General features: G+C 72.4%; 16 protein-coding genes. 10 read left to right on the forward strand and 6 right to left on the reverse strand.

Annotated features, from left to right (window positions below; genetic code table 11):
• Window positions 1–51 precede the first annotated feature (51 nt).
• From FHT38_RS03525 to FHT38_RS03570, 10 genes are all read left to right on the forward strand, one after another.
• Window positions 52–798 (forward strand): FadR/GntR family transcriptional regulator, encoded by a 747-nt coding sequence (locus FHT38_RS03525; RefSeq protein WP_183489945.1) that lies wholly within the window; start codon window positions 52–54, stop codon window positions 796–798.
• A 289-nt stretch (window positions 799–1,087) separates the two neighbouring features.
• Entirely contained in the window at window positions 1,088–2,083 is a 996-nt protein-coding gene (locus tag FHT38_RS03530) for a tripartite tricarboxylate transporter substrate binding protein (protein ID WP_091721929.1), read from the forward strand.
• Between the two features lie 34 nt (window positions 2,084–2,117).
• Complete coding sequence (locus FHT38_RS03535) at window positions 2,118–3,467, forward strand: enolase C-terminal domain-like protein (protein ID WP_310737342.1); 1,350 nt, start codon at window positions 2,118–2,120, stop codon at window positions 3,465–3,467.
• A gap of 113 nt (window positions 3,468–3,580) precedes the next feature.
• Window positions 3,581–4,570: a tripartite tricarboxylate transporter substrate binding protein gene (locus FHT38_RS03540; RefSeq protein WP_183492380.1), complete on the forward strand. Its 990-nt coding sequence runs from the start codon at window positions 3,581–3,583 to the stop codon at window positions 4,568–4,570.
• A 22-nt stretch (window positions 4,571–4,592) separates the two neighbouring features.
• Window positions 4,593–5,378 carry a 2-dehydro-3-deoxyglucarate aldolase gene (garL, locus tag FHT38_RS03545; protein WP_183489948.1) on the forward strand — a complete coding sequence of 262 codons (786 nt, stop codon included), beginning with the start codon at window positions 4,593–4,595 and terminating at the stop codon, window positions 5,376–5,378.
• A gap of 15 nt (window positions 5,379–5,393) precedes the next feature.
• On the forward strand, window positions 5,394–6,296 hold the full coding sequence (glxR, locus tag FHT38_RS03550; RefSeq protein WP_183489951.1) for a 2-hydroxy-3-oxopropionate reductase: 903 nt from the start codon (window positions 5,394–5,396) through the stop codon (window positions 6,294–6,296).
• 26 nt (window positions 6,297–6,322) lie between these two features.
• On the forward strand, window positions 6,323–7,777 hold the full coding sequence (locus FHT38_RS03555) for a glycerate kinase (RefSeq protein ID WP_183489954.1): 1,455 nt from the start codon (window positions 6,323–6,325) through the stop codon (window positions 7,775–7,777).
• A gap of 98 nt (window positions 7,778–7,875) precedes the next feature.
• A complete protein-coding gene (locus FHT38_RS25570; protein WP_183489957.1) occupies window positions 7,876–8,628 on the forward strand; it encodes a Crp/Fnr family transcriptional regulator in 753 nt (250 codons plus the stop codon).
• A gap of 54 nt (window positions 8,629–8,682) precedes the next feature.
• Complete coding sequence (locus FHT38_RS03565; protein WP_091721954.1) at window positions 8,683–9,531, forward strand: HDOD domain-containing protein; 849 nt, start codon at window positions 8,683–8,685, stop codon at window positions 9,529–9,531.
• A gap of 62 nt (window positions 9,532–9,593) precedes the next feature.
• Window positions 9,594–9,944: a GFA family protein gene (locus FHT38_RS03570; protein ID WP_147241635.1), complete on the forward strand. Its 351-nt coding sequence runs from the start codon at window positions 9,594–9,596 to the stop codon at window positions 9,942–9,944.
• A gap of 22 nt (window positions 9,945–9,966) precedes the next feature.
• Here FHT38_RS03570 and FHT38_RS03575 read toward each other — a convergent pair whose 3' ends face one another.
• The 6 genes from FHT38_RS03575 to FHT38_RS03600 form a co-directional block, all read right to left on the reverse strand.
• Window positions 9,967–11,388, reverse strand: coding sequence for a cell wall metabolism sensor histidine kinase WalK (locus tag FHT38_RS03575; RefSeq protein ID WP_183489960.1), 1,422 nt, complete (start codon window positions 11,386–11,388; stop codon window positions 9,967–9,969).
• Window positions 11,381–12,061, reverse strand: a complete 681-nt coding sequence (locus FHT38_RS03580) for a response regulator transcription factor (RefSeq protein ID WP_091721960.1) — start codon at window positions 12,059–12,061, stop codon at window positions 11,381–11,383. The genes FHT38_RS03575 and FHT38_RS03580 overlap by 8 nt, the downstream gene beginning before the upstream one ends.
• 67 nt (window positions 12,062–12,128) lie before the next feature.
• The gene (locus FHT38_RS03585; RefSeq protein ID WP_183489964.1) at window positions 12,129–13,604 is read right to left on the reverse strand and encodes a TolC family protein; all 1,476 of its coding nucleotides are present in this window, start codon (window positions 13,602–13,604) and stop codon (window positions 12,129–12,131) included.
• Entirely contained in the window at window positions 13,601–16,738 is a 3,138-nt protein-coding gene (locus FHT38_RS03590; RefSeq protein ID WP_183489967.1) for an efflux RND transporter permease subunit, read from the reverse strand. The genes FHT38_RS03585 and FHT38_RS03590 overlap by 4 nt, the downstream gene beginning before the upstream one ends.
• Window positions 16,731–17,915: an efflux RND transporter periplasmic adaptor subunit gene (locus tag FHT38_RS03595; RefSeq protein ID WP_183489970.1), complete on the reverse strand. Its 1,185-nt coding sequence runs from the start codon at window positions 17,913–17,915 to the stop codon at window positions 16,731–16,733. The genes FHT38_RS03590 and FHT38_RS03595 overlap by 8 nt, the downstream gene beginning before the upstream one ends.
• 276 nt (window positions 17,916–18,191) lie before the next feature.
• On the reverse strand, window positions 18,192–18,806 hold the full coding sequence (locus FHT38_RS03600) for a mechanosensitive ion channel family protein (RefSeq protein WP_183485578.1): 615 nt from the start codon (window positions 18,804–18,806) through the stop codon (window positions 18,192–18,194).
• Between the last annotated feature and the right edge of the window lie 103 nt (window positions 18,807–18,909).

The raw sequence follows: 18,909 nt of genomic DNA on the forward strand, positions 1-18,909 counted from the left end.
CGATAACGCGGTTGTCGCGTGGACCGATGTTGTCGTACAACTGAGCCCCTGATGACTGTGCCGCTGACCCGTACCCGCCCGAAATCGCTGGCCCTCGGACTTGTCCGGGCGCTGGAGGACCGCATCCGCGCGGGCGCGCTGGCCAGCGGTGACAAGCTGCCGACCGAAGCGGCGATCATGGCCGAGTTCGAGGTCAGCCGGACGGTGGTCCGGGAAGCGATCTCCAAGCTGCAGGCGGCCGGGCTGGTCGAGACGCGGCATGGCATCGGGACCTTCGTGCTGGGGCTGGGGGAGGGCGGGCCCTTCCGCATCGGTGCCGAGCAGATGGCGACGCTGCACGATGTCGTCGCGGTGCTGGAACTGCGCATCGGTGTCGAGACCGAAGCCGCGGCGCTGGCGGCCCAGCGGCGCGGAGACGCGCACCTGGACGCGATGCGCGCGGCGGTGGGCGCCTTCGCGGAGGCGGCGATGGCGGGCCGCGACGCGGTGGCGGCGGACTTCCAGTTCCACCTGGAGATCGCCCGCGCGACGGGCAATCCGCATTTCGAGCAGTTGATGGCGACGCTGGGCGCGCCGAGCATCCCGCGGGCGCGCCTGGCCAGCCTGCAGGCCGCCGGCGACGAGGACCCGATCGCGCAGCGCGACTATCTGCTGCGCGTGAACGCGGAGCATGAAAGCATCCTCGACGCGATCGCCGCGCGCGACGCCGAGGCCGCGCGCGCGGCCATGCGCACCCACTTGGCCAACAGCCGCGAACGCCGCCGCCGCGCGGCGCTGGCGTTGCAGGAACAGCGCTGACCGGACCTTGCCGGCGGCTCAGGCGCTGGCTTTCGCCACGTCGTCGTCCTTCTTCGCCTCTTCCACCTTGAACCTCCAGCCCTTCCGGCCGGAAGTGGCGACGATCTTTTGATTGACCAGGCGCTCGAGTTCTGCGTGTTTTCCCCGATCTCCGGGTGCAGCGCGGTGCCTTGTCACCGCCGGAGCTCAACTTGTATGATGACTGACAACAAGGCCGCCACCCCCGCTTCGGACTGAGCACCGGGGCGCATCAAGAGCGGCTTCCACGGTTCCTTCCCGGAGACAAACCATGACCGTCCTGACCCGCCGCCTGGCCGTCAAGGCCGGCGCCGCCCTCGGCGCCGCCGTCCTGTCCCTGTGCACCGCCACCCTGGCCCACGCCAACGGCTTCCCCGACCACCCCGTCACCCTCGTCGTGCCTTTCCCGGCCGGCGGCTCGACCGACATGCTCGCCCGCGCCCTGGGCGCCGAGCTGCAGAAGAAGTGGGGCCAGACCGTCATCGTCGACAACCGCCCCGGCGCCACCGGCACGCTCGGCACCTCGCAGGTCAAACGCGCGCCGGCCGACGGCTACACGCTGCTGGTGTCCTCGCTCGGTCCGTTCGTGATCGCGCCCCACCTGCTCAAGGCGGTCCAGTACGACGCGCTCAAGGACATCGACCTGCTCACCGTCGCCATGCAGGCGCCCAACGTGCTGGTCGTGCCGGCGGCCTCGCCGCTCAAGAGCGTCAAGGACGTCATCGACGCGCTGAAGAAGGACCCGGGCAAGATGACCTTCGCCTCCTCGGGCAACGGCTCCTCCGACCACCTCACCGCCGAGCTCTTCTGGCTGCAGACCGGCACCAACGGCCTGCACGTGCCCTACAAGGGCGGCTCGCCGGCCATCACCGACCTGCTCGGCGCGCAGGTCGACGCCTCCTTCCAGAACGTCAACGCGGTGCTGCCGCACATCGTCGGCGGCAAGCTGCGCGCGCTGGCCGTCACCGGCGACAAGCGCTCGGCCGTGCTGCCCAACGTGCCGACGCTGGCCGAGTCCGGCATCAAGGGCGCCGACGTCTACTCCTGGCAGGGCGTGGCCGCCCCGCGCGGCCTGCCGCCGGCGGTGCGCGCGCAGCTGCAGAAGGACCTGGTCGCGGCGCTGCACGAGCCCGCGGTGAAGCAGAAGTTCACCGACATCGGCATCGAGATCGTCGCCAACACGCCGGACCAGGCGCAGAGCTTCCAGAAGGCCGAATTCGCCCGCTGGAAGCAGGTCATCGAGACCCGCAAGATCACCGCCGATTGATGCCCGTTCCCTCGATCCCGACCAGGAGCCCCCTGTGAGCGCAAGCAGTCCCCTCGTCACGTCCGCCCGCGCGATCCCCGTCGCGGGCCACGACGGCATGCTCATGAACCTGAGCGGCGCGCACGCGCCGTTCTTCACCCGCAACCTGCTGGTCCTGGAGGACAACGCCGGCCACGTCGGCATCGCCGAGATCCCCGGCGGCGAGCCCATCCGCAAGACGCTGGAACAGGCCGGCGAGCTGCTCGTCGGCCAGCCGGTGGCGAAGTGGAACGCGCTGCTGGCGCAGGTCCGCGAGCGGTTCCAGGGCCTGGACAGCGGCGGCCGCGGCCTGCAGACCTTCGACCTGCGGACCACCATCCACGTGCTGACCGCCGTCGAATGCGCGCTGCTGGACCTGCTGGGCCAGCACCTGGGCGTGCCGGTGTGCGAGCTGCTGGGCGAGGGCCGGCAGCGCGACCGCGTCGCCATGCTGGGCTACCTGTTCTTCGTCGGCGACCGCGCCAGGACCGGCATGGCCTACAAGACGCCCGACGACGAGCCGGGCAGCGACGCCCCCGCCGACGCCTGGCTGCGGGTGCGCCACCAGGTCGCGATGACGCCCGAGGCCATCGTCGAGCAGGCCGTCGCCGCGCAGGCGCGCTACGGCTTCAAGGACTTCAAGCTCAAGGGCGGCGTGCTGCGCGGCGAGGAAGAGGTCGAGGCGATCCGCGCGCTGAAGGCGCGCTTCCCCGAGGCGCGCGTCACGCTCGACCCGAACGGCGGCTGGCTGCTCAAGGACGCGGTGCGCCTGCTGCGCGACCTGGGCGGCGTGCTTGCCTATGCCGAGGACCCCTGCGGCGCCGAGGACGGCTTCTCCGGCCGCGAGGTGATGGCCGAGTTCCGCCGCGCCACCGGCCTGCCCACCGCGACCAACATGGTCGCCACCGACTGGCGCCAGTTCACGCACGCGCTGAGCCTGCAGTCGGTGGACATCCCGCTGGCCGACCCGCACTTCTGGACGATGTCCGGCGCGGTCCGCGTGGCGCAGACCTGCCGCGACTTCGGCCTCACCTGGGGCTCGCATTCCAACAACCACTTCGACGTCTCGCTGGCGATGTTCACGCATGCCGCGGCCGCCGCGCCGGGACGCCTCACCGCGATCGACACCCACTGGATCTGGCAGGACGGCCAGCACCTCACGCAGCGGCCGCTGAAGATCGTCGACGGCGAGGTCGCGGTGCCGACCGCGCCGGGCCTGGGCGTGCAGCTCGACATGCAGGCCGTCGAGGCCGCCCACCAGCTCTATCTGAAGCACGGGCTGGGCGCGCGCGACGACGCGGTCGCGATGCAGCACCTGATTCCCGGCTGGAAGTTCGATCCGAAGAAGCCTTGCATGGTCCGCTGAGGACCAACCCCCGGAGCCTCACCGTTCCCACGCGGGGTGCGAGTGCGGCTTCCCACATGGAGAGAGACATGCACGATCAGAAGACCGCCAAGAACACGAACACCAAAAAGTCCATGACGACCGGGCAGGCCCGCGTCGCGCGTCGCGCGGTCCTCGCCGCGGCCGCCGCCGGCGCGATCGCCGGCCTCGCGCCCAGCGCCTTCGCGCAGGCCAACTGGCCCGCCAAGCCGCTGCGGATCATCGTCCCGTACACGCCAGGCGGCTCATCGGACATCATCGCGCGCATCCTGTCGCCGCTGCTGTCCGAGCAGCTCAAGCAGACCGTCATCGTCGAGAACAAGCCCGGCGCCAGCGGCAACATGGGCGCGGACCAGACCGCCAAGGCGAACGACGGCTACACCGTCATGCTGTGCGACGTCAGCGCGCTGGCCATCAGCCCCTCGCTCTACACCAAGCTGCCCTTCGATCCGTCCAAGGACCTGCGCGGCGTGGCGATGCTGGCCTACTCGCCGCACATGCTGGTGGTGCATCCCTCGGTGCCGGCCGGCAACCTGAAGGAACTGGTCGAGCTGTCGAAGAAGTCCAAGATCGACTTCGCCGTCACCGCCATGGGCAGCGCGCCGCATCTGGCCGGCTACCAGGTCGCCAGCCTGACCGGCGCGAAGTGGGAATACATCCCGTACAAGGGCGGCTCGCAGGCCGTCACCGACACGATCGCCGGCCAGACGCAGGTGCTGATGAACGGCATGCTGGCGACGCTGCCCTTCGTGCAGCAGAACAAGCTCAAGGTCATCGGCGTGAGCAAGGCCACCCGCGTGCCGCTGCTGCCCAACGTGCCCACGCTGGCGGAGCAGGGCGCGACCGGCTTCGAGTCCGGCACCTGGCAGGGCATCCTGGCCCCGGCCGGCATGCCCAAGGCCCATGTCGACAAGCTGTCCGCCGCGCTGATCAGCATCATCCGCTCGCCCGACGTGCGCGCGCGGCTGGCCGCGCAGGGCGCCGAGGTCAACACGATGAACGCGGCCGAGATGGACACCTTCTTCAACGCCGAGCGCAAGAAGTGGGCGGGCGTCGTGGCCAAGAGCGGGCTCAAGCTCGATTGATGACGCACCGAGGAGTCCAGTCATGCCGACGCCGACCACGCCCTATTCGAGCTTCCCCAACACGCTGCGCCAGCGCCTGCGCGCCGGCGAGCGCCTGATCGGCTGCTGGTGCTCGCTGGCCAACCCGATCAGCACCGAGGTGCTGGGCGTGGCCGGCTTCGACTGGCTGCTGCTCGATGGCGAGCATTCGCCCAACGAGGTCAGCAGCTTCGTGCCGCAGCTGATGGCGCTCAAGGACAGCGTCAGCGCGCCGGTCGTGCGGCCGAGCAGCAACAACGCCGTCGAGATCAAGCGGCTGCTCGACGCGGGCTTCTCCAACCTGCTGATCCCCTTCGTCGAGACCGCCGAGCAGGCCGCCGCCGCGGTCGCCGCCACGCGCTACCCGCCGCAGGGCATCCGCGGCGTGTCGGTCTCGCAGCGCAACAACCGCTACGGCACCGTGCCCGGCTACTTCCAGGGCATCAACGAGCAGATCGCCGTGATCGTGCAGATCGAAAGCCCGGCCGGCGTGGCCGCCGCCGCGCAGATCGCCGCGGTCGAGGGCGTCGACGCCGTCTTCATCGGCCCCTCGGACCTGGCGGCCGGCTACGGGCACCTGGGCCATCCGCAGCATCCGGAGGTGCAGGCCGCGATGGCGAGCATCCATGCCGCCTGCCGCGCCGCCGGCAAGCCGGTGGGCATCCTCGCGCCGGTCGAGGCCGACGCGCGCCGCTACCTCGAGCAGGGCGCGACCTTCGTGGCCGTCGGCAGCGACCTGGGCCTGTTCCGCGCCGCGACGCAGGCCCTGCGAGACAAGTTCAAGGACTGAAAGAGAGAGACCCTCATGAGCATCAAGATCGGCTTCATCGGCCTGGGCATCATGGGCGCGCCCATGGCGGTGCGCCTCGCGCAGGGCGGGCATGCGCTGTTCGTGCACACCCGCAGCCAGGTCCGCGAGGAAGTGACCGCCGCCGGCGCCACCCTCTGCGCCAGCGCGACCGAAGTCGCGCAGCGCGCCGACGTCATCTTCACGATGGTGCCGGACACGCCGGACGTCGAGCGCGTGCTGTTCGGCGAGGGCGGCGTGGCCGCGGGCCTGAGCGCCGGCAAGACCGTCGTGGACATGAGCTCCATCTCGCCGATGGCGACCAAGGACTTCGCGCGGCGGATCGAGGCACTGGGCGCCGAATGGCTGGATGCGCCGGTCTCCGGCGGCGAGGTCGGCGCCAGGGCCGGCACGCTGTCCATCATGGTCGGCGGCGAGGAGGCCACCTTCGCCCGCATCAAGCCGCTGTTCGAGCTGATGGGCAAGAACATCACGCGGGTCGGCGGCGCGGGCGCCGGCCAGACGACCAAGGTCGCCAACCAGATCATCGTGGCGCTGAACATCGCCGCCGTCGGCGAGGCGCTGGTCTTCGCCTCCAAGGCCGGCGCCGATCCGGCCAAGGTGCGCGAGGCGCTGATGGGCGGCTTCGCCTCCAGCCGCATCCTGGAAGTCCATGGCGAGCGCATGATCAAGCGCACCTTCAACCCGGGCTTCCGCATCGCGCTGCACCAGAAGGACCTGAACCTGGCGCTGCAGAGCGCCAAGGCGATGAACCTGGCGCTGCCCAACACCGCCGGCACCGCGCAGCTGATGCAGGCCGCCGCGGCGCAGGGCTGGGACCAGCTGGACCACTCGGCGCTGGTGCGCGCGCTCGAGGTCATGGGCAACCACGAGGTCGGTAGCACTACGGACGCCGGCTGAGCGGCCGCTGCCCACAATCGGCGCCCATGAGCTCCACCTCCGACGCGGCGCGGGCCGCCGCCTCCGGCGCCGCCGGCCCTGCTGCTTCCTTGGCGTCCGGCGACGCGTCCTCGTCGCCGGTGGCTTCATCGGCGCGCTCGGCGTCATCGAACGCGGCGGACGCCCCGGAAGCTACGGACGCACGGACCCGGGCGCTGCTCGACGACCCGCGCGCGCTGCTCAAGCACCTCTACCGCGTCGCGGTCGACCGCGCGCTGCCGGGCAAGATCCTCGCCGGCCATCTCCCGCCGCCGCCCAAGGGCCGCACGCTGGTGATCGGCGCGGGCAAGGGCGGTGGCTCGATGGCGCAGGCGATGGAGGCGGCCTGGCCCGCGTCCGCGCCGATGAGCGGGTTGGTCATCACGCGCTACGGCCACATCCCGCCGGACTACCAGCCGCGGCGCATCGAGATGGTGGAGGCCGCGCACCCGGTCCCCGACGCCGCCGGCGAGCGGGCCGCGGCGCGGATGATGCAGTTGGTGCGCGATTTCCGGCCGACCGCCGACGACCAGGTGATCTGCCTGATCTCCGGGGGCGGCTCGGCGCTGATGCCCTTGCCGGCGCCCGGGCTGACGCTGGCCGACAAGCAGGCGGTGAACCGCGCGCTGCTGGCCAGCGGCGCCAACATCGCCGAGATGAACTGCGTGCGCAAGCACCTCAGCGCGATCAAGGGCGGCCGGCTGGCCGCCGCCTGCGCGCCGGCCAAGGTGCTCACGCTGATGATTTCCGACGTGCCCGGCGACGACCCGCAGGTGATCGCCTCCGGCCCGACCGTGCCCGACGCGACGACCTGCGCCGACGCGCTGGCCATCTGCCGGCGCTATCGCATCACGCTGCCGCCGCAGGCGGTCGAGGCGCTGGAGCGCGGCCACTGGGAGACGCCCAAGCCGGGCGACGCCTGCTTCGACGGTCATGAGCAGCGCATCATCGCCGCGCCGCGTCAGAGCCTGCTGGCGGCGGCCGAGGCGGCGCGCGCGCTCGGCCTGACCGCGCACGTGCTCTCGGACGAGATCGAGGGCGAGTCGCGCGAGGTCGGCCGCGTGCATGCGGCGCTGGCGCGCTCGGTGGCGCGGCATGGCGAGCCCTTCGCCAGGCCCTGCCTGATCCTCTCCGGCGGCGAGACCACGGTGACGCTGGTGCCGCAGCCCGGGCGCGGCGGTCGTGCCGGCGAGTTCGTGCTCGGCTGCGCGATCGCGCTGGACGGGCAGGAGGGCGTCTGGGGCCTGGCCGCGGACACCGACGGCATCGATGGCGTGGAGGACAACGCCGGTGCCTTCCTCAGCCCGAGCACGCTGCAGCGCGCCCGCGCGCTGGGCCTGAAGCCGGCCGAGCTGCTGGCCGCCAACAACGGCTACGCGCTCTTCGAGGCGCTCGGCGACCTGCTGATCACCGGTCCGACGCAGACCAACGTCAACGACTTCCGCGCGCTGCTGATCCGCTGATCCGGGAGGCGTCCGATCGCTCGGATGTTGACCTCCCTCATGGCAATTTCCGGCCAGTCCCGCGACAGTCCGGCATCCCCGGTTTCCGAGAATGCCCCGTGACCGCCGACCTCCTGTCCGATCCCGCCGCGCCCCTTGCCCGCGGCGTCTCGTCGCCCGCCGCCGCGGAAGACGAGCCCGCCCACAACGCCGCCCTGATGCCGGGTCCCGCCCATCCGGTGCCGTGGCGCGCACTGCTCGGCGATGTGCTACTGGAGGCCGACGACTGGTCCGCGCTGGCCAGCATGGCGCGGGTGCGCCGCTGCCGGGCCGGCGACCTGGCGCTCCGCCGCGGGGACGCGGCGGTGGCGATGGTGGCGCTCTGCGAAGGGCGGGTCGTGGCGGGCGGCCCGCTGGCCGGCCCGTGCTGGCTGGACCTGCACACCGCCTGGCTGGACGGGCGCTACGAGGAAGACGCGCGGGTCGTCTCGGCCACCGCGCTGGTGATGGAGTGGCCGATGGCGGCGGCGACCCTGTGGCTGCGCTCGCAGCCGCCGGTGCTGGCCGCGCTGCTGCGCGCCAGCGCGGCGCAGCTGCGTGAGGCGCAGGACGCGCTGCGCGGGCTGACCACGAAGGACGCGACCGCGCGCATCGCCGCCTGGCTGCTGGCGCAGGCCGGCGGGTCGGCCGAGGTGCGGCTGGCCGAGCGCAAGCGCGACGTGGCGGCGCGGCTGTCGATCTCGCCGGAGACGCTGTCGCGCGCGCTGCGGCAGCTCGCCGACCGGGGCATCCTGGCGGTGCAGGGCTACCGCATCGGCCTGCTGGACCCGGTGGCGCTGCTGGCGCTGGCGCGCTGCGGCCGGGCGGCATAGACTCGCCTCCACCTGCCGTCGCGTCCAGAGGAGGCCGCCGTGACGATTGCCAGCATGACCCCCACGACTCCCGTTTCCGCCAGCGCGGAGCGTTTCCTCGGGGGGCACGCCAGCCTCCCGGTGATGCCTGAAGTCGGGCGCAAGCTCTTGCGCAGCCTGGACGACGACGGCGTCTCGCTCGGCCAGATCGCCGAGCTGATCGGCAAGGATTCCACGCTGGCGGCCAAGGTGCTGCGGCTGGCCAACTCCGCGCGCTACAGCCCCTCCCACACGATCGGCACGCTGCAGGACGCCGCGATGGCGCTGGGCCTGGAGACGCTGCGCAACCTCGCGATGGCGGCCAGCATCTCCGCCACCTTCCCCGAGGTGAAGGGCCTGGACCGCCAGCGCTTCTGGCGCCACAGCGTGCGCACCGCCGGCTACGCGCGCCTGCTGGCCAAGCTGCTGCAGGGCGATGCCGACACCGCCTACCTCGCCGGGCTGATGCTGCGCACCGGGCAGCTCATGATGGCGATGAGCGAGCCGGACCAGGTCGCCGACGTCGAGGCCCACGCGGCCGAGCCGGGCAGCCGGTTCTCGCTGGAGATGCATCGCTTCGGCTGCACGCATGCCGACGTGACGGCGGCGCTGGCGGCGCACTGGCACTTCCCGGCTGACCTGGTCGAGGCCTTCAAGGACGCCAACGCGCCGCTGGAGATCCGGCCGTTCTCGATGCTGGCGGCGATCCTGCACCTGGCCGAGGTGCTCGCCGATGCCTGCGACCAGCAGTCCGACCGCATCGCCGCGCTGGAGCTCGCGGTGCCGGAGCTGGTGGAGCACCTGCATATGGACCTGGACTTCCTGCGGCTGCGCCTGGATGGCTGCGGTGATCCGGGACAGGACGTCGAGCTGATGCTCAAGTGACGCGCGGCGCGCGCCCGGCTGAGGTAAGGTCGGCCGCTTCAATGAAACCGAGCGGAGACGACATGACGACGTACCAGGGCAGCTGCCATTGCGGCCGGGTGGCCTATGAGGTGGACGGTGAGATCGACGGGGCGATGGCCTGCAACTGCTCGATCTGCCAGCGCAAGGGTTCGCTGCTGTGGTTCGTGCCGCGCGGGCAATTCCGGTTGAAGACCGATGAGGCGGCGGCCAGCACCTACGAGTTCAACAAGCACGCCATCAAGCACCGCTTCTGCGCGGTGTGCGGCATCCATCCCTATGCCGAGGGCACCGACCCGAAGGGCAACGCGATGGCGGCGATCAACGTCCGCTGCCTGGAGGGCATCGAGCTCGACAGCATTCCGGTGACGCACTTCAACGGGCGCGACATGTGAGCGGGTGAGCGGGCGGCGGCGCTCAGGCGTCGCCGGCCGGCAGATGCACCGAGAACCGCGCGCCGCCCCAGCGCGAGACGCCCACCTCGATGCGACCGCCGGCGGCGCGCACGATGAGGTCACACAGCGCCAGCCCCAGGCCGGTGCCTTCGATGTCCGCCGCGCGCGCCGCGGCGCCCCGGTAGAAGCGCTCGAACACGCGCTCGCGTTCCTCCGCGGGAAGGCCCGGGCCATCGTCCTCGACGACCAGTTCCGTCCCGTCCGGTCGCGCGACCACCGAAACCAGCACCGAGCCGCCGGCGGTGCCGTACTTGACCGCGTTCTCCACCAGGTTGGTCGCGACCAGCATCAGCAGTTCGCGCGGCACCCGGGCCGCCGCGTTTGCCTCCAGCGCATCCGCACCGGAGTCGTCCGTGCCCGCCAGGCTCAGCGTCATGCCGCGTGCCTGGGCCGCGGGCCGGGCGCGCCGCACGACGGCCTCGAGGATCGGGCCGATGGCCACCGGCGCGACCGGCGCCGTGTCCTGCCCGGCATCCAGCCGCGCCAGCGTCAGCAGTTCCTCCACCAGCGCCGTCAGCCGCGCGACGTCCTCCAGCCCCGAGCGCAGCGCCTGGACATACTCGTCGGCGCCGCGCGGCCGGCGCAGGGTGATCTCGAGCTCCGTGCGCAGCCGGGAGAGCGGCGAGCGCAGCTCATGCGACGCGTCGGCGGTGAAGCGGCGCTGCGCCTCGAAGGCGTGCTCGAGCCGGGCCAGCATGTCGTTGAGCGTGTCGATCAGCCGGCCGATCTCGTCGCGCGTGCCGGGATGCGGCAGCCGCTCGGCGAGGGTGCGGCCGCCGATGCGCCGCGCCTGCCGGACGATGTCGTCGACCGCGCCGAAGACGCGCCCGGTCAGCTGCGCGCCCGCGGTGGTGAGCACCACCACGAGCACCAGGCTCATGACGAGGAACACCCAGCCCGCCGAGGCGACGGCGTGGTCGACGTCGTCGAGCGAGCCGGCCACCTGCACCGCCAGCGCGCGGCCGCCATGCACCGGCACCGACACGCGGCGTGTCGGCTCGTCGCCGAAGGCCAGGTGCTCGAAGACGGTCTCGCCGCGGGCCAGGCGCGCCAGCAGCGCGGCCTCGTTCGGCAGCGACGCGGCGCCGAGGTTGGCGCTGCGCGCGAGCACCTCGCCGCGCGGGCCGATGATCTGCACCAGCCGGTCCAGCCGCGCATAGGGCGGCGGCGCGGCGGTGGTGCCGGGCTCGTGCACGGCGACCGGCAGGCCGGGGCTGGCGGCGAGGATGCTGGCTTCCTGCTCCGCCAGGGCCAGCAGCGCGCCGTCCAGCTGGGCGCGCAGGGCGGTGACCAGGCTCAGGTAGGTGAGCGTCGCCGCCACCGCCAGCACCGTGGTGACCACGACCACGTGCAGCAGCGCCAGCCGGCGGCGGAAGCTAAGCATCGTCCGGCCCCCGCAGCCGGAAGCCGCGACCACGCACCGTCTCGATCAGCGGCCGGGCGCCGGCCGCGTCGATCTTGCGCCGCAGCTTGCTCATGTGGGCGTCGATCAGGTTGTCGATCGCCAGCGGGTCGCCGTGCCAGATCTGCTCGGCCAGGCGCTGGCGCGGAACCACGGCGCCGGGCTGCCGCATCAGCGCCTGCAGCAGGGCGAATTCCTTGGGCGTCAGCTCGACGGGCCGCCCCGCGCGCGTGACCTGCAGCGAGGCTGGGTCCAGGCGCAGGTCGTCCGCGACCAGCACCGGCGGCCGCGTCATGTCCGAGCGCCGCAGCAGCGCGCGCAGCCGCGCCAGCAGTTCCTCGAACTCGAAGGGCTTGGTCAGGTAGTCGTCGGCGCCGGCGTTCAGGCCGTCGACGCGATCGGACAGCGCGTCGCGGGCGGTGAGCATCAGCACCGGCACCTGTTGGCCGCGCGCGCGCAGCGTGCGGCACAGGGTGACGCCGTCGCCGTCGGGCAGCATGCCGTCCAGCACGATCAGGTCGTGGGTGGTCACGAAGGCAGCCTCGTCGGCCTCGGCCAGGCTGGCCGCGTGGTCCACCACGAAACCCTCCTCGCGCAGGCCGCGCACCAGCAGCCCCGCGGCCTTGCGGTCATCCTCGACCAGAAGAATCCTCATCGCCTCTCTCCGAATGGGCGGCAGTCTCGCATGCCGGCGCGATTCCCCCGTCGGCTTCCCCGCTGGCTCAAGGCGCCGGCGCGCGGCCGAGGCTGAGCTGCAGCCGCACGGTGGCGGCGGCGAGCTCGCTGCGCGCCTGCAGGTAGGCGAGCTCGGTGTCGTCCGCCGCGCGCTGGGCCGACAGCAGCTCCAGCAGCGAGGCAGCGCCGTGCCGGTACGAGAGGCGCAAGCCTTCCACCACGCGCCGCGCGTCGCCCAGGGTCGCGTCGCGGTAGCGGGTCAGGTTCTCGAGCGCGGCGCGGTACTGGGCGTGGGTCGCGCGGACGTCGGCCTGCGCCTGGAGCTCGGTCTGGCGCAGCGCGAGCAGGGCCTGGGTGACGGCCGACTCGGCCTGCACCAGGTCGCCGCGGTCCAACCGCGACAGCGGGATCGGCACCGAGACCGAGACCGACACGGTGTTGGACCGCGGCGAGGGATCGACCGCCGAGCCGTCCGCCGCCTGGCCGCGGCGTCCCTGTGGCGTGTAGCCGTAGCTGAGGCTGACGCTCGGATCGACCCAGCGGTTGGCGCGGACCAGGTCCGCGGCGGCACGGGCGCTGTCCACCGCCGCGCGGGCGATGCGCACGTCGTCGCGCTGATCGAGCGCTCGCGCCACGAGGGCATCGAGCGCCTCGTCCTCATGGCTCTCCTGAATGCCGACCGAGCCGCCGGTGCCCTCGATGCCCTCGACGCCGTCGAGTCCCTCGGGCGCCTGTCCGTCCCGGAAGGTGCACAGCGGCGATGCGTCGCCGAAGGCCTCCCGCCAGCGGCGCCCCAGCGGCGCGGCCAGCCCTTCCATCGCGGTCCGGGCCTCGGCCCTCGCGCGCACGACGGTGGCGAGGAACTGATCGCGCTCGTTGCGCGATTGCAGCAGCTCCAGGCCGCCGAGATCGCCGGCGCCATGGCGTCGCTCGTTCATCCGGACGATGTCGCCCAGCGCGGCCAGCGAGACCTCCTGCCGCTGCAGCGCCTCGCGCGTGCGGCAGGCCTCGATGAAGGCGGCGGCCGCGTCGGCGGCGGCCTGGCGACCGGCGCCGGCCAGCGCGGCCTCGTCGGCGCTCACCTGGCTGCGCGCGGCCGCGACGCGGCGCTCGCGCTTGTCGCCGGTCTCGATCGTGTAGCTCAGCCCGATGCTCTGCGCCAGACGCGGCTTGGGTCGCACCTCCCGGCCGAGTTCCGCCGGCCCGACACCGAGCGACAGCGACGGATCGGGCCGCAGTCCCGCCAGCGGCACGCCCGCGCGAGCGGCCGCCACCGCCTCGCGCTGCGCGGCGATCGTATTGCTGAAGCGCTCCACGGCCTCCAGGTAGGCGGCGAAGGGCACGCCGGTGGCGTTGGTGTCGGCGTCCGGCGTTGACGCATACGTCATCGGGAAGCCGGTCATGAGCGCGGCAGCCAGGACCAGGGTGTCACGGCGGCTGGTCGGACGCCGGCGTTGACCCGTGGTCTCGGCGGTGCTGCCGGCGCCTTCGCGGCGAGGGGAGATAAAGATGAGGCGCTTCATGCCAGGGGTTCCGATGCTGGGTCGTGGTCGTGGTCGTGGTCGAGCGGCGCCTGCGCGGCACGCCGGGCGGCGCGCTCCACGCGCGCTTCGATCGCGTGGTAGAGGGCGGGCAGGAGCAGCAGCGTGAGCAGCGTCGCCGTCACCAGCCCGCCGACGACGACCGTGGCCAGCGGCCTTTGGACGTCGCTGCCCAGGCCCGTGGCCAGCATCGCCGGCGTCAAGCCGAAGGCCGCGACCGCCGCCGTCATCAGCACCGGGCGCATGCGGCCGGCGGCGCCTTCGAGCACCGCCTCGCGCAGCGGCCGGCCGTCGTCGCGCCGCAGCCGGTTGATCTGCGCCACCATCAGCACGCCGCCGAGCACGGCCACGCCGAACAGCGCGATGAAGCCCACGGCGCTGGAGACGTTCAGCGTCATGCCGCGCAGGTGCAGCGCCGCGAAGCCGCCGATCATCGCCAGCGGCACCACCCCCAGCACCAGCAGCGGCTGGCGCAGGTTGCGGAACTCGCCGAACAGCAACAGCAGCATCACCCCCAGCGTCAGCGGCAGGATCACCGCCAGGCGCTGCTGCGCGCGCTGCAGGTTCTCGAACTGCCCGCCCCACTCGAGGCGCCAGCGCTGGCGGTCGAAACGGACCTGCCGCTCGAGCGCCGGCTGGGCCTCGGCGAGGAAGCTCGACAGGTCGCGGCCCCGCGTGTTGAGCCGCACGATGAGATGGCGCTGGCCCATCTCGCGCACGATGACGCTCTCGCCCACCGTGGTGCGGATGCGCGCGACGTCCGACAGCGGCACCTGCGCGCCATTGGCCCCGGTCAGGCGCAGGTCGCCGATCGCCTGCGGGCTGACGCGCGACTCGGGCGTGAAGCGGACCGTCATGTCGTAGCTCTTCTCGCCGACGTAGACCTGCCCGATGGCTGCGCCGCCGATGCCGGTGGACACCAGCGTGGCGACATCGGCGGCGTTGATCCCCAGTCGCGCCGCGGCGGCGCGGTCCAGGTCGATGCGCAGGTTGGGCAGCGGCGGCTCGACGTCCACCGCCACGTCGGCGGCGCCTGGCACCGTCCGCAGCACCTCGGCCACCTGGGCCGCGATGCGGCGCCCTTCGTCGAGGTCGTCGCCGAAGACCTTGACCACCAGATCGCTGTGCGCGCCCGACAGCTTGTCCTGCACGCCGTCGATCATCGGCTGCATGAAGGACACGCTGTAGCCCGGCATGCGGGCATAACGCTCGGCCAGGCGCCGGATCAGGCCCTGCTTGCCGCCCGGCGCGGTCCAGCGCTCGTAGGGCGTGAGGCTGATGCTGGCCTCGATGTGGGAGGGCGTCCAGTAGTCGGTACCGTCGTCGTTGCGGCCGGTCTGCGTGACCACGTGGGCGACCTCGGGGAACTCCAGCGTCGCGCGGCGCAGCGCATCGGCCATGCCGGCGGCCTTCTCCAGCGTGACGCCGGGCGGCATCTGGACCTGCAGCCAGATCGAGCCCTCGTCGAGGTAGGGCAGGAAGTCCCGCCCGATCGTGCCGGCCAGCGCGGCCAGGGCCAGCGCCGACGCGGCCAGGGCCGCCGCCAGCCAGCGGCCGCGTCCGACGGCGCGCGCGAGGAAGGCGGCATACCGCGCCTGCAGCGCCTCCAGCGGCCGGTTGCGGAAGGGCGGGCGCGGTCGCCGGAAGGCCAGCCAGGCCAGCGCCGGCGTGAGCGTCAGCGCCACCAGCAGCGCGCCCACCAGCGCCGCGCCGACCGCGTAGGCCATCGGGCTGAAGAGCTTGTATTCGATGCGCTCGAACGCGAACAGCGGCAGGTAGGCCGCGGCAATCACCGCCATGCCGAAGAAGATCGGCCGCGCCACCTGCAGCGTCGCGACGATCGCGTCGCGCGGGGTCAGCGGCCGGTCGGCCGCCTGCTCGCGCCGGCGCAGCAGGTGCTCGACGACCACGACGGCGCCGTCCACGAGGATGCCGAAGTCGATCGCGCCCAGCGACAGCAGGTTGGCCGGCACATGGGCGTGGTGCATGAAGATGAAGGCCGCCAGCAGTGCCAGCGGGATGGTGACGGCCACGACCAGCGCCGCGCGTGGACTGCCGAGGAAGAGCAGCAGCACCAGCGTGACGACGACCATGCCTTCCACCAGGGTGTGGCCGACGGTGTGGGCCGTCGCCTCGATCAGCGTGGCGCGGTCGAGGTAGGGCACGACCTTGACGTCGCCCGGCAGCAGCGCGGTGTTGAGCTCGTCGACGGCCGCATGCAGGCCATCGAGCGTGCGCGACGGGTTGGTGTCCTTGAGGAGCAGCACGATGCCCTCGATCGTGTCGCCGTCGGTGTCCTTGCCCAGGATGCCGCGGCGCTCGACCTCGCCCAGGCGCAGCTCGCCCAGGTCCTGGACCAGCACCGGCACGCCGGCGGCGGTCTTCACCACCACGTGGCCCATGTCCTGCAGCGAGCGCAGCAGGCCGACGCCGCGCACGACGTAGGACTGCTCGCCGCGGTCGATCACGCTGCCGCCGCCGCTGCTGTTGTTGGCGTTCAGCGCGTCCACGACCTGGCTCAGCGTCAGGCCGTACTGCGTCAGCCGCGCGGGATCGAGCGAGAGCATGAACTGCGTGGTCAGCCCGCCGAAGTTGGTGACGTCCACGACGCCCGCCACCTTCTTCAGCCGCGGGATGACGGTCCAGGCCTGCAGCTCGGAGAGTTCGCGCAGGCTGCGCGTGGGGCTCTCCAGCGTGTAGCGGTAGATCTCGCCGGTGGGCGAGGTGTAGGGGTCCAGCCCCGGCCGCGCGCCATAGGGCAGCGAGAGCTCGGCCAGGCGCTCCTGCAGCCGCTCGCGCGACCAGTAGCCCTCGACGCCGTCCTGGAACACCACGGTCACCAGCGACAGGCCGAACAGGCTGCGCGTGCGCAGCACCTGCATGCCGGGCGTGCCGAGCAGGGCGCGCTCGATCGGGATGGTGATCTGCTGCTCGACCTCCTCGGCGGCCAGGCCGTTGACCTGGGTGACGATCTGCGAGGTCACGTCGGCGATGTCCGGATAGGCCTCGATGGGCAACTGCCGGAAGCTGTGGACGCCGTAGAGCGCGGCGAAGGCGAAGACCAGCCAGACGATGCCGCGGCGGTCGAAGCACAGGGTGACGAGGCGCTCAATCATGGAGGAGCACTCCATCGCGCACGACCACGCGCTCGCCGGGCCGCAGGCCCGAGACGATCTCCACCTGGTCGCCCAGCGCGGCGCCGACGCTCACCTCGCGGGCGACATATCGACCCGGCGCGCGTTCGACGAAGACGCGGGTGAACAGGCCCTCCTGCAGCAGCGCCGAGGCGGGCACCACCGGCGCCGGATGCGAAGGGCCGGCGAAGCGCAGCTTCACGAACATGCCGGGCCGCAGGCGGCCGTCGGCGTTGTCCAGGATCAGGCGGACCTTGACGGTGCGGGTGTCGGGATCCAGCACCTCGCCGATGTAGCGCACCGTGCCGGCGCGTGGATCGTCGGGATAGGCGTTCAGCACGACCTGGGCCGACTGCCCGACGAAGATCCTGGCCAGGTCCTTCTCCGGCACGGCGGCGGTCACCGAGACCCGGCTCAGGTCCGCGATCGTCATCAGCGGCGCATTGACGTCGTTCCAGTAGCTGCCCGGCGCGGCGTTCATCTCGATGACGCGGCCGGCCAGCGGCGCGCGGACCGACAGGCGGCGCCCGGCGTTGTCGTCCGAGCTTGCTCCCAATTGTGCGAGCCGGGCCTGCGCGGTGCGCAGGTCGTTGGCCGCCTGCGCGCGGGCGAGCTGCGCGGCCTCCAGGTCCTTGCGCGCGGCGATGTCGGCGTCGAAGAGCAGCTGCTGGCGGTCGAGGTCGCGGCCCGCCTGGGCGGCCGCGTCGCGCGCCCTGGCCGCGTCGCCACGGGCCGCGCTCAGGTCGGAGGAGTCCAGCGTGAAGAGCACGTCGCCGGCGCGCACCGGATCGCCCAGCGCGCGGTGCAGTCCCACCACGCGACCCGTGACCGGCGGCGCGATGCGGGCGAGGTGGTCGGGCAGCGCCTCGATCGTGCCGGGCGCGGCGATGGGCTGCTCGACGGCCTGGCTCCGCACCGCGGCGACCACGAGGCGCTCGCGCAGCGGCGAGTCCGCCGGCACCACGATGTCCGCGCCCTCGCGGTGCGGGGACGCCGTCGCGGCGGTCGCGGCGGGCGGGGCGGAGGCGGCGTGGGCCGGGGATTCGTCACAGCCGGCGAGCCAGAACGGCGCGCTGGCGAGCAGGAGCAGGCAGGCCGGGGTCGTGAACGACCGTGGCGCGCCGCGGTCGGTGATGCGGAAGAAGCGGAGAGGCAGCATGAGGGGCTCCTGCGGGCGACGGCCGCAGGACGCCCCTCAAGCGTGGGCTGGAGGGATCCGGACGGTCGTCGCTCGCGGCGAAGGGAATCGGCGAGGGGCGGCGGCGGGTGCCGCGTGGCGTCGACAACTGGGGTCGGGATCCATGGGGGCTCCTTGGGGACTGGACGGGCAAGCGGACAGGCCGGGCCGCCAGTGCGACGCGACGAGCGGCAGGTTACGCAGCCCTTCCTGAAGAAACCCTGAACTTCCAGCCATGTCCGGGCTCACACCCGAAAGTCATTCAAGCCTGATCTGTTGCGCCGGCAGGATCGCGCCGTCGGCCGCGGAGCCGTGCCAGCGCCGCAGCGCGCGCTGGAAGAACAGGCTGTTGGGCAGTTGCAGGCTGGTGCCACTGGCCGGGTCGCCGCTTTCGAGCAGCGTCGTGTAGACCAGGTTGATGTCGACCACGCGGCCCTTCACGCCGGGCTTGTCGCCGGATTCCAGCAGTTCCACGACGTCGCCGATGCGGAAGGCGCGGGTGACGTAGATCAGCAGCGCGCAGAAGAGGTTGGACAGCACGCTCCACGCGGCGAAGAACGCGACCGCGCCGACGGTCGCGAAGCCGGTGAAGGCGGTCCAGAGGACGGCGCCGGAGACGCCCAGCCGCTCCAGCGACCAGAGCACGGCGCCGCCATAGATCAGCACCGCGACCGAGCGCAGGAAGACCGTGGCGACGGTCACGGGCAAGGCGTAGGCGCTGGTGAGCTTGCGGGTGAGGTGGCGCGCGATGCGCATCACGAGCCAGGCGCCCAAACCGATCAGGATGACCTCGATCAGCGGGACCAGGAGGTCGAGCCACTCGGCGGCCCAGGCGGGCAGGACATCGTGCAGGAGCCGGTTCAACTTGTTCATGGGAGGCGAGTGTCGGTGCCTTCGGCGGGGAATGTCTGTATCGGCATGAACGCCCTCGCCCCCGCGAGGAGGGAAAGGGCAGGGAGAGCGGCTGCTTCGAAGG

The organism is Mitsuaria sp. BK041, from assembly GCF_014193085.1.
Classification (GTDB): Bacteria; Pseudomonadota; Gammaproteobacteria; order Burkholderiales; family Burkholderiaceae_C; genus Roseateles.

Bases quoted from the DNA above. Each gene is read 5' to 3' on its own strand.
- FHT38_RS03525 (WP_183489945.1), top strand. From the start codon at position 52: ATGACTGTGCCGCTGACCCGTACCCGCCCGAAATCGCTGGCCCTCGGA.
- FHT38_RS03530 (WP_091721929.1), top strand. From the start codon at position 1,088: ATGACCGTCCTGACCCGCCGCCTGGCCGTCAAGGCCGGCGCCGCCCTC.
- FHT38_RS03540 (WP_183492380.1), top strand. From the start codon at position 3,581: ATGACGACCGGGCAGGCCCGCGTCGCGCGTCGCGCGGTCCTCGCCGCG.
- garL (WP_183489948.1), top strand. From the start codon at position 4,593: ATGCCGACGCCGACCACGCCCTATTCGAGCTTCCCCAACACGCTGCGC.
- glxR (WP_183489951.1), top strand. From the start codon at position 5,394: ATGAGCATCAAGATCGGCTTCATCGGCCTGGGCATCATGGGCGCGCCC.
- FHT38_RS03555 (WP_183489954.1), top strand. From the start codon at position 6,323: ATGAGCTCCACCTCCGACGCGGCGCGGGCCGCCGCCTCCGGCGCCGCC.
- FHT38_RS03565 (WP_091721954.1), top strand. From the start codon at position 8,683: ATGACCCCCACGACTCCCGTTTCCGCCAGCGCGGAGCGTTTCCTCGGG.
- FHT38_RS03570 (WP_147241635.1), top strand. From the start codon at position 9,594: ATGACGACGTACCAGGGCAGCTGCCATTGCGGCCGGGTGGCCTATGAG.
- FHT38_RS03575 (WP_183489960.1), bottom strand. From the start codon at position 11,388: ATGCTTAGCTTCCGCCGCCGGCTGGCGCTGCTGCACGTGGTCGTGGTC.
- FHT38_RS03580 (WP_091721960.1), bottom strand. From the start codon at position 12,061: ATGAGGATTCTTCTGGTCGAGGATGACCGCAAGGCCGCGGGGCTGCTG.
- FHT38_RS03585 (WP_183489964.1), bottom strand. From the start codon at position 13,604: ATGAAGCGCCTCATCTTTATCTCCCCTCGCCGCGAAGGCGCCGGCAGC.
- FHT38_RS03590 (WP_183489967.1), bottom strand. From the start codon at position 16,738: ATGATTGAGCGCCTCGTCACCCTGTGCTTCGACCGCCGCGGCATCGTC.
- FHT38_RS03595 (WP_183489970.1), bottom strand. From the start codon at position 17,915: ATGCTGCCTCTCCGCTTCTTCCGCATCACCGACCGCGGCGCGCCACGG.
- FHT38_RS03600 (WP_183485578.1), bottom strand. From the start codon at position 18,806: ATGAACAAGTTGAACCGGCTCCTGCACGATGTCCTGCCCGCCTGGGCC.